The sequence below is a fragment of the Pseudomonas flavescens genome, from assembly GCF_013408425.1.
In the GTDB taxonomy this organism is placed as follows: Bacteria; Pseudomonadota; Gammaproteobacteria; order Pseudomonadales; family Pseudomonadaceae; genus Aquipseudomonas; species Aquipseudomonas fulva_A.
On the sequence record NZ_JACBYV010000001.1, the window covers coordinates 522,708 to 535,538 of the forward strand.

The window sequence follows — 12,831 nt, forward strand, 5'->3', positions numbered from 1 at the left end:
GGAGAAACGACATGCGTTCGACGATTCGCGTCGGCATTACCCTGGCCATGGTGGTTGCGGCGGTTCTCGCCGGCTCCTGGATCTGGCAGCACTACATGTATTCGCCGTGGACCCGCGATGCCCGGGTACGTGCCGACGTGGTGACCATCGCGCCGGACGTATCGGGCTGGGTGGTCGAGCTCGAGGTGCGCGACAACCAGCAGGTGAAGGCGGGCGATCTGCTGATGAGCATCGACCGTGACCGCTACCAGGCCGCGGTGGAAAAGGCTCAGGCCGTGGTGGATATCCGCAAGCAGCAGCTCAGCCTGCGTGAACACGAAGCCTCCCGGCGCGCGCGCCTGGGCTCCCAGGCGATCAGCGCGGAACTGCGCGAGAACGCGCAGATCAACGCCGAGATGGCGCGCAGCGAATTCCGCGAGGCCCAGGCCGACCTGCGTATCGCCCAGCTCAACCTGGCGCGCAGTGAAGTGCGCGCGCCCCGTGACGGTCAGGTCACCAACCTGGTGCTGGCGCAGGGCAACTACGTGACGGCGGGCCAGTCGGTGATGGCGCTGGTGGATACCAACTCGTTCTACGTGCAGGCGTATTTCGAGGAAACCAAGTTGCCGCGCATTCAGGTCGGTGCGCCGGTCGAGGTCTGGTTGATGGGCGGCGAACAGGAGATCCGTGGTGAAGTGGAAAGCATCAGCCGCGGCATCACCGACCGCAACGCCAGCCCGGACGGCCAGTTGCTGGCCAATGTCGAACCAACCTTCAATTGGGTGCGCCTGGCCCAGCGCATCCCGGTACGCATCAAGCTCGACGGCATGCCCGAAAACGTCCAGTTGAGTGCCGGCATGACCGCCAGCGTGCGGGTGGAATGACCGCTTCCGTAGCCCGACTGGAGTGTTACAGAGCGGCCGCAATCGTTTTCGCGCCGGGGGCGACGCTCCTACGGTCGGCGGGAAATGCCGCATTTGCGTAGGAGCCGCGACCTCGCGGCGAATGGCGGGAGCGCTGCGGTGTTGTGAAATGGCCGCAATCGTTTTCGCGACGGGGGCGACGCTCCTACGGTCGGCGGGAAATGCCGCATTTGCGTAGGAGCCGCGACCCCGCGGCGAACGGCGGTAGCGCTGCGGTGTTGCAGAGCGGCCACCATCGTTTTCGCGCCGGGGGCGACGCTCCTACGGTCGGCGGAAATGCCGCATTTGCTTAGGAGCCGCGACCCCGCGGCGAATGGCGGTAGCGCTGCGGTGTTGTGAAATGGCCGCAATCGCTTTCGCGCCGGGGGCGACGCTCCTACGGTCGGCGGAAATGGCGCATTTGCGTAGGAGCCGCGACCTCGCGGCGAATGGCGGTAGCGCTGCGGTCTTGCGGAGCGGCCGCAATCGTTTTCGCGCCGGGGGCGACGCTCCTACGGTCGGTGGGAGATGCAGCATTCGTGTAGCCGCGCCCCGCGGCGAGTAGTTCGGGCAGCACCGATATCGAGTTTTGCCCACGATTCGCCCCGGGGTCGGGGCTCCTGCGAATGCAGCGTCTGGCGATCCGGTACGCGTGCGATGCTCAACCGCGCTGCAGGCTCGCCGGGGTTCTGCGCATCAGCACTTCGCCGTGGCGTACCGATACCAGGGCATGGCCCTGGGTGCGAATCATCTCGTAATCGTCGGGGGCCGAAAGAATCAGCAGGTTGGCCGGGCGACCCACTTCGATGCCGTAGCGCTCACCCAGGTGCAGGGTGCGGGCGCTGTTGTCGGTGATCAGGTCCAGGCTGCGCTTGAGGTCTTCGTAGCCGAGCATGTGGCAGATATGCAGGCCGGCTTCGAGGATGCGCAGGATGTTGCCGTTACCCAGCGGGTACCAAGGGTCGACGATGGAGTCCTGGCCGAAGCACACGTTCATGCCGGCGCGGTCGATCTCGGCCACGCGGGTCAGGCCACGGCGTTTCGGGTAGGTATCGAAGCGGCCCTGCAGATGAATGCTTTCGGTGGGGCAGGAGATGAAGTTGATCCCTGACATCTTCAGCAGGCGGAACAGTTTGGAACAGTAAGCGTTGTCGTAGGAGCCCATGGCGGTGGTGTGGCTGGCGGTGACGCGCGCGCCCATGCCGCGCACGCGGGCTTCTTCGGCCAGCACTTCGAGAAAGCGCGATTGCGGGTCATCGGTCTCGTCGCAGTGCACATCCACCAGGCAGCCGGTGCGCTCGGCCAGGTCCATCAGGAACTTGATCGACGACACGCCCTGGTCGCGGGTGTTCTCAAAATGCGGGATGCCACCGACCACGTCGGCGCCCAGCTCCACGGCCTGCTCCATGAGCGCGCGGCCATTGGCGTAGGACTCGATGCCCTCCTGGGGAAAGGCGACGATCTGCAGGTCGATCAAGTGGCGGGTTTCCTCGCGCACTTCGACCATCGCTTTCAGCGCGGCCAGGGTCGGGTCGGTGACGTCGACGTGGGTGCGCACGTGCTGGATGCCGTGGTCGACCAGCATGTCGATGGTCTTCTTGGCGCGGGTCTTGGTGTCCTCGTGGGTGACCAGGGCCTTGCGCTCGGCCCAGCGTTCGATGCCTTCGAACAACGTGCCGCTCATGTTCCAGCTCGGCTCACCGGCGGTCAGGGTCGCGTCCAGGTGGATATGCGGTTCGATGAAAGGGGCGATCACCAGGTTGCTGGCTGCGTCGAGGTCGCCTTCGGTCGCATTGACTGCAGCCGGCTGTGCGGTGATGGCGGCAATCTGTGAGCCGTCCAGCGCGATGTGGAAAAGACCTTCGCGGCCACGCAGGCGGGCGTTGACGATGTTCATGGGGTACTCCTTGGCAGGCTATGAGACGACAGGCGGCGAATCAGCAGGGCGATGCTGATATTCAGCCGGTCGTGCGGATCATCGAACGAGCAGCCAGTCAGCGCTTCGATACGCTGTACACGGTAGCTCAGGGTGTTGCGGTGCACGCCCAGGCGTTGTGCGGCCAGGGCCAGGTTGGCGTTCTCGAAGAACCAGGCTTCGAGCGTTGGCATGAGCACCGGCTCGTGGCGTGAATCATCGGCGATCAGTGGCCCCAGCGTACGCTCGACGAAGCGTTCCAGCAGGCTGCGGTCGCGGATCGCGGCGAGCAGTTCGATCACGCCCAGCTCGTTGAAGCTGCACAGCCCCAGCCGCTCCGGGAAGGCCTGGGCGGCGACCAGTGCCTGGCGCGCCTGACCGAGGGCCCGGGCGAAGCGCTCGGGGGGATGGCTGCCACTGCTGAGGCCGAGAACCGCGTGTTGCGGCTGCAGACGTTCGTCCAGTTCGCCGAGCAGCTCGGTCAGCAGCTTGCGGTTGCGTTGCTCGTCCTGGCTGCTGGTGCAGGGCAGCAGGGCGATCCAGTGCTCGCCCTGGCTGATCAGCGGCAGGGCGTCGCCGAGGCGCTGCAGGCACTGTTCCAGGCGTTGCTGCAGGCACTGGCGGTTGTCGCGCAGCAGGCGTTCACCGCTGTCGGCAGCCTCGCCGTCGAACAGGCGCTCGCCGTTCTGCAGGCGCAGCAGCGCGATCTGGCGTGGCACGCCCAGCGGCAGGTCGAGGCTCGCGGCGCGCTGCAGCAGGATCTCCAGGGATTGATAGTCACCTTCCAGCAATTGCTCCAGTACGTGCTGACGCGAGCTGCCGAGCATCTGTTGCTGGACCAGCGCGGTACCGATGGCCTGGGTCACCACCACCATCTTCAACTGGTAGGGCTGCTCCAGCAGTGGCAAGCCGAGGCGATCGGCTTCGGCCACCACCGTTGCCGGGATGCTCTGGATGTACTCGGCACCGGTAAGAATCACCAGGCCGGCCGTAGCCCGCTCGACTGCCTGGCGTACCAGAAGCAGCAGGTTGGCCTCATCGCGGGGGTGGTTGATCCCGGTGACGAAAACCAGTTCGCCGCCCATCACCCAGTCGGCGATCTCCGCATTCTCCGCTACGTAAGGCCAACGCACCGGGTTGCCCAGTGCTGTCTGGCCCGCGCGCAGGCGCAGGTCATGCAGGCCGGGCAGGGCGAGTACATCGGCGACGCTCAGGCTCATGCGCGAGCGACCTGAGCGCGGGCGGCGAGCAGTTTCTTCGCCTCGAACAGGCTGACGTACACCAACGCGGCGACGGCGATGCCGACCAGCGGCGCGACCCAGGGCGAGAAGTAGGCGCACAGCGAACCGACGGCATAGGCGCCCAGGCCGACCCAGTTGAACGCCGGCAGGCGGGTCTCGGCGAGCAATGGGTACTTGCCTTTATGGCCGTAGAAGTAGTCCGCCATGATCACGCCGCCAATCGGCGGGATGATCGAGCCGAGCAGGATCAGAAAAGGGATCAGCATCTCGTACATGCCGCCGATGGCCAGCAGCGTGCCGATCCCGGCGCCGACCACGGTCACCGTTTTGCGGCGCCCGGTGCGCAGCAGGTTGCAGCCGGCTGCGGCGAAGTTGTAGATGGTGTTGTCCTGGGTGGTCCACAGGTTGAGGAACAGCATCACCACCGCCGCCATCGACAGCCCCTGCAGGACCAGCACTTCTACGACGTCCGGTTGCTGGTAGACGATGGCGCCATAGGCACCGGCAACGATCATCAGGCCATTGCCGAGAAAGAACCCGACCATGCTGGCGATCACCGCGATACGCCCGGTGCGGGCGAAGCGTGTCCAGTTGGTGGCCTGGGTGGCGCCGCTGACGAAGGTGCCGAAGACCATGGTGATGGCCACGCTCAGGGTCATGCTCTGGGTCGGCTCGATGGCCATCAGCGCACTCAGGCCGCCGATGTCGTCGGTGGCGATCCACAGCGAGCAGAGCAGCAGGGCGAGCATGGCCGGCACCGAGATCCGCGAGAGGATGTCCAGGCCCTTGTAGCCGATGAACGCGGTGATGCAGAAGGCGAAGCCGAACAGCACCATCAGCGGGATGATCAGGCTTTCCGATAGACCGAGAATCTTCACCAGCACGATGGCGACCGTCGCGGTGCCCCAGGCGTACCAGCCGATCTGGGTGAAGCCCAGCAGCACGTCGGACAGTTTGCTGCCCGCCTCGCCGAAGCAGAAACGGCCCATCAGCACCGAGTTCAGGCCGCTGCGGCAGGCGATCAGGCCCAGTATCGCGGCATAGGTGCCGAGCAGCAGGTTGCCGATGACGGCTGCCCAGATCAGGGTGGTGAAATCGAAGGCCATGCCGATCTTGCCGCCAGCGAACATGGTGGCGGTGAAGAAGGTGAACGAGAACAGCATGATCGAGGTGGAGAACAGACCCTTGCGGGCGCCTGCTGGAACCTCGCTCAGAGGGTAGTCGCTGTCGGTGGTGGTGTGCGTCATTGCCTGGCTCCACGGAGTGAGAGAAGGCATGGCTATAGCAGGCGACGTGCCAACCAATCGGTTTGGCGGGTCGTACAGTGCCGGTTGTGCGGGTTGCACAAGGAAAAGCGCTTTTCGGGCGTTTATGAGGATTTTATTTGTGAGGTGTAAACAGTTTTGACTCGGCTTGGTGCGTGGCGAAAGGGCCATGCACCAAGACGGTCACCGGTCCGTACGCAAAGCGCTTTGCCAGGGCGCTTCGATACGACTCGCTCAGCGGGTGCCGAGGAAGTCGCGCTTGCCGATATCGACACCGTTGTGGCGCAGGATCGCGTAGGTGGTGGTCAGGTGGAAGTAGAAGTTCGGCAGTACGTGATCGAGCAGGAAGGCCTGACCCTGGAAATGGGTCTCCTTGTCACGACGTTTGAGGGTTACGGTGCGGTCTTCGCTGCCGTCGAGCTGCGCGGCGCTGATGCTTCCCACGAACTCCAGCACCTTGGCGATGCGCGCCTGCAATTCGGCGATGCTGGTTTCGTCATCGGCGTGGCTCGGGGCTTCTACACCGGCCAGCAGGGCCGCACCGCTTTTCGCGGTATCGCAGGCGATCTGCACCTGGCGGCTGAGCGGGAACATATCAGGGGCCAGACGTGCGTTGAGAAAGACGCCTTGCTCGATCTTGCGGGTTTCGGCGTTGGCCGCAGCGATACCCAGGATGGTCGACAGGTTGTTCAGTTGGCGGGTGAAGACCGGAATCGAGATGCTGTGCATGGACAGGGACATGGTGTGCTCCAGAGAGATGCGTGGGCGCAGATCGGCTGACCTGCGCAGGATATGAACAAGCAGGCGCTTGAAAAACGTAAGCGAGGCCGCCAGCGCAATACCGATGGCGGCCCCGCACAAACAGGCGAAAAAGCGACCGGGGTCGCGCTCGACCGTACGATTAGTACATGAGCATTTTGCGCCTGTTTTTAACGCTGCGATGGCAACGCAGGTAGTTTCAACAGCCTGCTAGCCAATAGTGATCGGCGGCAGGGTCGCCAGCTCTACAGTAAGCGCTTTGCGTGGCGCAATGATTTCAGCCTCGCCATCGACCACCAGTTCATCGTTCTGGTTGAACACGCGGGTGGCGATCAGCACGCGAAATTTGGGGCGCTTTTCGAGAATTTCCAGGCGCACGGTGAGAATGTCGCCCAGTTTCACCGGCTTCTGAAAGGTCATCTGCTGGCTGACGTAGATGGTGCCAGGGCCGGGCAGGGTGCAGGCCACCGCGGCGCTGATCAGCGCGCCACTGAACATGCCGTGGGCGATGCGCTCCTTGAACAGGGTGGTGGCTGCGTATTCGGCATCCAGATGCACCGGGTTGTGGTCGCCGGAAACGGCGGCGAACAGCAGGATGTCGCGCTCTTCAACGGTCTTGCTGTAAGTGGCGGTCTGGCCGACGTCGAGATCTTCGTAAGGGGTGTTGCTGCTCTGTGTCATGGAGTGGGTTCCTGAGGATGTAAGGGTCGCTGCTGGGGCTGCTCGAGCGTTTGTTCCAGCCAGTCGATCAGGTCGCGGGTGACCTCGTCACGATTGAGCTCGTTGAGCAGCTCGTGGCGGGCCTGGGGGTAGCGTTTGAGTGTGGTACGGGCATGCCCCGAGCGGCTCAGGGCGTCGGCCAGGTCTTGCAGGCGCTGGCCCTGGCTGACCGGGTCGTGGTCACCGCCGATGATCAGCAGCGGCAGCCTCGGGTCGATCTGTTTCAGGTTGGCGCTCGGCGTGATCCGCTGCAGGCCCTCGAGCAGATCGAGCCACAACTGGTTGCTGCAACGGAATCCGCACAGCGGGTCGGCAATGTAGCGGTCGACCTCTGCCGGGTCACGGCTGAGCCAGTCGAAAGCGGTACGGGCAGGTTTGCAGGCCTTGTTGAAGGCGCCGAACGACAGCCAGTGGATCAGCGCACTGCGGCCGTTCTTGCCCTGGCGCCAACGCTCGAAGCGGGCAATCAGCGTGGCAGACGTGTAGAGGCGCAATGGCTGGTAGTTGGAGCCACTGAGAATCGCCCCCTGCACACCGCTGCTCTGGTGCATCAGATAAGCCATGGCGATGTAGCTGCCCATGCTGTGGCCGAACAGGAAGATGGGCGTCTGCGGGCACTGCTGACGAATATGGTGATTGAGCGTCGAGAGATCGCCGACCACCCGTGCCCAGCCATCCTGATCCGCGTAGTGACCCAGGCTGCCATGCTGCGCCGTCTGCCCATGGCCGCGCTGATCGTGGGCGTAGAGTTCGAAACCGGCCGCGACCAGTGCCTGGCCAAAACGGGCATAACGGCCGCTGTGCTCGGCCATGCCATGGGCGAGCATCACCACCGCCCTGGGCGCGCCTTCGGCACGCCAGTGGTTGACGTACAGAGGTACGCCATCACTGCTGTCGAGCCAGAAGGTGTGGTGCTGCATGGCAATTCCTTGAGCCTGCGGGTGGCGTGCATTGTAGACCGTGCAGGTGCTGAAATTCACGGTATTGATTGTAGGTTTGCGAGTAGCTGGTCGGCTGCTAAGTTCTCTGAGGCTCAATGATATTCAGGGAAATGAGGACAACAACAATGCAGCCTGATTTCTGGAACGACAAACGCGCCGCTGGCGTGCCCAACGATATCGACATGAACGCCTACGGGTCGGTGCTCGAGGTGTTCGAGCGCTCCTGCAGGGCCTTCGCGGACCGGCCCGCCTTCAGCAACCTGGGCAGAACCCTGAGCTATGGCGAGCTGGACCGGCTTTCCGGTGCCTTCGCCGCCTACCTGCAGCAGCACACCGACCTCGAGCCGGGGGATCGCATCGCCGTGCAGATGCCCAACGTGCTGCAGTACCCCATCGCCGTATTCGGGGCGATGCGCGCCGGGCTGATCGTGGTCAACACCAACCCGTTGTATACCGCCCGGGAGATGCGCCACCAGTTCAAGGATGCCGGCGTGCGTGCGCTGGTGTACCTGAACATGTTCGGCAAGCTGGTGCAGGAGGTGCTACCCGACAGCGAGATCGAGTACCTGATCGAAGCGCGCATGGGCGACCTGCTGCCCACGCTCAAGGGCTGGCTGGTCAACACCGTGGTGAAGAAGGTCAAGAAGATGGTGCCCGACTACCATCTGCCCCAGGCGCTGTCGTTCAAACGGGTGCTTCGCGAGGGTGCCAGCCTCTCGGTTCGCCCGGTCACCGCCACCCATGACGATATAGCCGTACTGCAATACACCGGCGGTACCACCGGGGTGGCCAAGGGCACCATGCTCACCCACGGCAACCTGATCGCCAACATGCTGCAGGCCGATGCCTGCATGTCCCAGCACGGGCCTGACGGCACTGCGCTGATGAAGCGTGGCCAGGAAGTGATGATCGCGCCGCTGCCGCTCTATCACATCTATGCCTTCACGGTTAATTGCATGTGCATGATGGTCAACGGCAATCACAACGTGCTGATCACCAACCCACGGGACATTCCGGGTTTCATCAAGGAGCTGCGCAAATGGGACTTCTCCGCGCTGCTGGGGCTCAACACCCTGTTCGTGGCGCTGATGGATCACCCTGACTTCAAGACGCTCGACTTCAGCCACCTCAAGGTCACCAATTCCGGCGGCACCGCGCTGGTCAAGGCCACTGCCGAGCGCTGGCAGAGCCTGACCGGCTGCGCGGTGGTCGAGGGCTACGGGCTTACCGAAACCTCGCCGATCGCCAGTGCCAACCCCTATGGCGAGCATGCACGGCTTGGCACGGTGGGCATTCCGGTGCCGGCCACGGCCTTCAAGGTCATCGACGACGACGGCAACGAGCTGCCGCTGGGCGAGCGGGGCGAGCTGTGCATCAAGGGGCCGCAGGTAATGAAGGGCTACTGGAATCGGCCGGAGGCCACCGCCGAGGTGCTGGACCGCGAGGGCTGGTTCAAGTCCGGCGATATCGCGGTGATCGATGAAGGCGGCTACGTGAGCATCGTCGACCGCAAGAAGGACATGATCATCGTCTCCGGCTTCAACGTGTACCCCAACGAGATCGAGGACGTGGTGATGGCCCACAGCAAAGTGGCCAGCTGCGCGGCGATTGGCGTACCCGATGAAAAATCCGGTGAGGCGGTCAAGCTGTTCGTGGTCAAGCGCGACGAGAGCCTGACGGCCGAGGAGCTCAAGGCTTACTGCAAGGACAACTTCACCGGCTACAAGGTACCGCGGCATATCGTCTTCCGGGACGCGCTGCCGATGACCAACGTGGGCAAGATCCTGCGGCGCGAGCTGCGCGACAATCCATAAGGGCTCCTGAAACCCCGACTGCGCGATGACATCCGGGAGCCCGACCCGGGTGTCCTTCGCTCGCCCCAGGCAGCGCGAGCGAGGCCGATGAGCTGCAGCGGTCACTTCTCTTTGACGTACATCTGCGATTGCCAATCTGGTCCGGCAGGAAAAGCTGCAGGCGTCTATCATGGGCGTTGCCTGCCGTTCGATGATTTCTGCCAATCGATCCCGAGTGAAAAAAGTTTTGTGACCGTTTGTTTTATTATGGTCACTTTCAGTACTGTCCGGCCTTTTCGAGCTCTGGTCGGTATCTGGCAACTCTGCTACTCTCGGCCCGCTTCGCGCCTCACAGGGGCGAACAGGCAGGCATACATACAACAAACAACCGCATACGCGGTGAAGACAAGCAGTTGCTTAGGAGTGGGTGTCCATGACCGAAAACTTCTGGACGGACAAGTATCCCGAGGGGATCGCGGCCGAGATCGATCCCGACCAGTACCCCAACGTTCAGGCGGTGCTGAAGCAGTCCTGCCAGCGTTTCGCCGACAAGCCCGCTTTCACCAATCTGGGCAAGACCCTGACCTACGGCGAGCTGTTCGAGCTCTCCGGTCACTTCGCTGCCTATCTGCAGCAGCACACGGATCTGCAGCCCGGCGACCGCATCGCCGTGCAACTGCCCAACGTTCTGCAATACCCGGTAGTGGTTTTCGGCGCGCTGCGTGCCGGGCTGGTGGTGGTCAACACCAACCCGCTGTACACCGCCCGTGAGATGGAACACCAGTTCAAGGATTCCGGCGCCAAGGCGCTGATCTGCCTGGCCAACATGGCCCATCTGGCCGAGCAGGTAGTCCCCAAGACCGGCGTGAAGACGGTGATCATCACCGAGGTCGGCGACATGCTGTCGCCACTCAAGCGCCTGCTGGTCAACGCCGTGGTCAAGTACGTGAAGAAGATGGTGCCGGCCTACAGCCTGCCTGCCGCCATCAAACTCACCGACGCCCTGAGTCAGGGCCGTGGCAAAGCCGTCAGCGAAGCCAACCCCGCCGCCCACGAAGTCGCCGTGCTGCAATACACCGGCGGCACCACCGGCGTGGCCAAGGGGGCGATGCTCACCCACCGCAACCTGATCGCCAACATGCTGCAGTGCCGCGAGCTGATGGGCTCCAACCTCAACGAAGGCAACGAGATCCTGGTGGCGCCGCTGCCGCTGTACCACATCTACGCCTTCACCTTTCACTGCATGGCGATGATGCACTGTGGCAACCACAACCTGCTGATCACCAACCCGCGTGATCTGCCGACCATGATCAAGGACCTGTCCAAGTTCAAGTTCAGCGGCTTCGTTGGCCTCAATACCCTGTTCGTGGCGCTGAGCAACAACGAAGGTTTCCAGAAGCTCGACTTCTCCAGGCTAAAGGTCACCCTGTCCGGCGGTATGGCGCTGCAGCAAGCGGCTGCCGAGCGCTGGAAACAGGTGACCGGCTGCGCCATCTGCGAAGGTTACGGCCTGACGGAAACCAGCCCGGTAGCGTCGGTGAACCCGATTACCAATATCCAGCTGGGCACCATCGGCATTCCGGCACCGTCGACCCTGTTCAAGGTGATCGACGATCAGGGCAACGATCTGGCGCTGGGGGAAACCGGCGAGCTGTGCATCAAGGGCCCGCAGGTGATGAAGGGCTACTGGCAGCGCCAGGAAGCCACTGACGAAGTGATCGACGCCAATGGCTGGTTCAAGACCGGTGACATCGGCATCATCCAGCCCGATGGCTACATCCGCATCGTCGACCGCAAGAAGGACATGATTCTGGTGTCCGGCTTCAACGTCTACCCGAACGAGCTGGAAGAAGTGCTGGTGACCCTGCCAGGCGTGCTGCAGTGTGCCGCCATCGGCGTACCGGACGAGCGCTCCGGCGAGTCGATCAAGGTGTTCGTGGTGGTCAAGCCGGGCATGACCCTGACCAAGGAGCAAGTCCTGCAGCACATGCACGACAACCTCACCGGCTACAAACGACCCAAGCAGGTCGAGTTCCGCGAGAGCCTGCCGACCACCAACGTCGGCAAGATCCTGCGCCGCGAACTGCGTGACGAAGAACTGAAGAAACTCGGCAAGAAGTAGCCCTGCGCGCTGTCACGAAAGGCCCTGCACTGCAGGGCCTTTCGCGTTGTGCGGGCGGCGCTTCCTCGACACTCGTCGCTTGGCGTTGAGCGAAGCGACACCCAGGGCAAATTTCCGGGTGTCGCTACGCTCGATCCAGGCTAAGCAAGCACACTCCGGTTACTCGGCTTTCAGATACCGCTCGTAAAACTCCAGGGTCGCCACGTTCTTGTCCTTGGACTCGAACATGATGTCGAAGCGGTCGAGGAATTGCAGGACGTACTCGTTCGTCCACTGGTTCCACATGCGCGCGCTGTGGCCATAGAGCTCGCGCTTCGGCACGACCTTCAGCACCTCGGGCATTTCCAGCTTGCGCTCGGCGCTGAGCCCCAGCTCCTGCAGGCTTTCGTGTGGCTGCGAGAGGTGCATGGTCGGCCGTACGCCGCGCCAGCTGTCGATGATGCGCGCCACACGGTCAGCGTGCGGGTCGATGTAGTCGTCCTCATGGATCCAGCAGTGGTGCACGTCCAGCACCACCGGCGCCAGATCGGCCAGGGCCAGGCAGGCGTCGACGCCGTAGGTCTTCTCGTCGTTCTCGAAGGTGATGCAGTGGCGCGCTTCCTGAGACAGGCGCGCCCAGACGGCGCGAGTACCTTCACCACCCAGCTTGCCGGCGATGTGCAGGTTGCATTTGAAATCCTGAAACTGACGGCCGTAGCCCATCATGCGGATCATGTCGGCGTGGTACTCGAACTCGGCGATGCTGTTCTCGACCACATCCGGGCGGTCGGAGCCGAGCACGCAGTACTGGCCAGGGTGCATGGACAGACGAATATTCGCCGCGCGGGCGGCATCGCCTATCGCCGCGAAGCCTTCGATCAGGCGCCGCTGGATGGTCGGGTCCTGATAGAAGGCGCTGACCTTCGGGTGGCTGTAGAACGGCAGCAGGTCGCTGCTCAGGCGCAGCATCTGCAACGGCTTCGGCAGGCTCGCGACATAGGCGAGCAGACGCAGTTGAGCCTGCAGGTTGTGCTCGACGATCTCGACCAGCTTGGCGTGCGCGGCCGCCTGGGCGACGCTGTCCATCCAGCGCAGGGTGGTGGTGCGCGGGTTGAACGCCGCCTCGATGATTTTCAACTCGCCGGCCGGCAAGCTGCGATCAGGGTGGCGGTATTGGCAGGCGAAGCCGACGCGGGGTGACGACATGTGGAACCT

General features: G+C 63.4%; 10 protein-coding genes. 3 read left to right on the forward strand and 7 right to left on the reverse strand.

Annotated elements, in window-relative coordinates; translation table 11 throughout:
- Nucleotides 1-11: 11 nt before the first annotated feature.
- The gene (locus FHR27_RS02195; RefSeq protein ID WP_042552145.1) at nt 12-863 is read left to right on the forward strand and encodes an efflux RND transporter periplasmic adaptor subunit; all 852 of its coding nucleotides are present in this window, start codon (nt 12-14) and stop codon (nt 861-863) included.
- 679 nt (nt 864-1,542) lie between these two features.
- Here FHR27_RS02195 and codA read toward each other — a convergent pair.
- The 6 genes from codA to FHR27_RS02225 all read right to left on the reverse strand — a co-directional run bounded on the left by codA (nt 1,543) and on the right by FHR27_RS02225 (nt 7,701).
- Nucleotides 1,543-2,778 carry a cytosine deaminase gene (gene codA / locus FHR27_RS02200; RefSeq protein WP_179537664.1) on the reverse strand — a complete coding sequence of 412 codons (1,236 nt, stop codon included), beginning with the start codon at nt 2,776-2,778 and terminating at the stop codon, nt 1,543-1,545.
- On the reverse strand, nt 2,775-4,016 hold the full coding sequence (locus FHR27_RS02205) for a PucR family transcriptional regulator (protein ID WP_179537665.1): 1,242 nt from the start codon (nt 4,014-4,016) through the stop codon (nt 2,775-2,777). The genes codA and FHR27_RS02205 overlap by 4 nt, the downstream gene beginning before the upstream one ends.
- Nucleotides 4,013-5,284 (reverse strand): cytosine permease, encoded by a 1,272-nt coding sequence (codB, locus tag FHR27_RS02210; RefSeq protein WP_179537666.1) that lies wholly within the window; start codon nt 5,282-5,284, stop codon nt 4,013-4,015. The genes FHR27_RS02205 and codB overlap by 4 nt, the downstream gene beginning before the upstream one ends.
- 252 nt (nt 5,285-5,536) lie before the next feature.
- On the reverse strand, nt 5,537-6,043 hold the full coding sequence (locus tag FHR27_RS02215; RefSeq protein WP_042552149.1) for a DUF1993 domain-containing protein: 507 nt from the start codon (nt 6,041-6,043) through the stop codon (nt 5,537-5,539).
- A 228-nt stretch (nt 6,044-6,271) separates the two neighbouring features.
- Nucleotides 6,272-6,742, reverse strand: coding sequence for a MaoC family dehydratase (locus FHR27_RS02220; RefSeq protein ID WP_179537667.1), 471 nt, complete (start codon nt 6,740-6,742; stop codon nt 6,272-6,274).
- A complete protein-coding gene (locus FHR27_RS02225) occupies nt 6,739-7,701 on the reverse strand; it encodes an alpha/beta hydrolase (protein WP_042552151.1) in 963 nt (320 codons plus the stop codon). Before FHR27_RS02225 ends, FHR27_RS02220 begins: the two co-directional genes overlap by 4 nt.
- 146 nt (nt 7,702-7,847) lie before the next feature.
- Between FHR27_RS02225 and fadD2 the strand changes: the two genes are divergently transcribed.
- Together fadD2 and fadD1 are read left to right on the forward strand one after the other, a co-directional pair.
- Nucleotides 7,848-9,536 (forward strand): long-chain-fatty-acid--CoA ligase FadD2, encoded by a 1,689-nt coding sequence (gene fadD2 / locus FHR27_RS02230; RefSeq protein ID WP_179537668.1) that lies wholly within the window; start codon nt 7,848-7,850, stop codon nt 9,534-9,536.
- A gap of 412 nt (nt 9,537-9,948) precedes the next feature.
- On the forward strand, nt 9,949-11,637 hold the full coding sequence (gene fadD1, locus FHR27_RS02235; protein WP_179537669.1) for a long-chain-fatty-acid--CoA ligase FadD1: 1,689 nt from the start codon (nt 9,949-9,951) through the stop codon (nt 11,635-11,637).
- A gap of 159 nt (nt 11,638-11,796) precedes the next feature.
- Here fadD1 and uvsE read toward each other — a convergent pair whose 3' ends face one another.
- On the reverse strand, nt 11,797-12,822 hold the full coding sequence (uvsE, locus tag FHR27_RS02240) for a UV DNA damage repair endonuclease UvsE (protein WP_042552154.1): 1,026 nt from the start codon (nt 12,820-12,822) through the stop codon (nt 11,797-11,799).
- Nucleotides 12,823-12,831 lie beyond the last annotated feature (9 nt).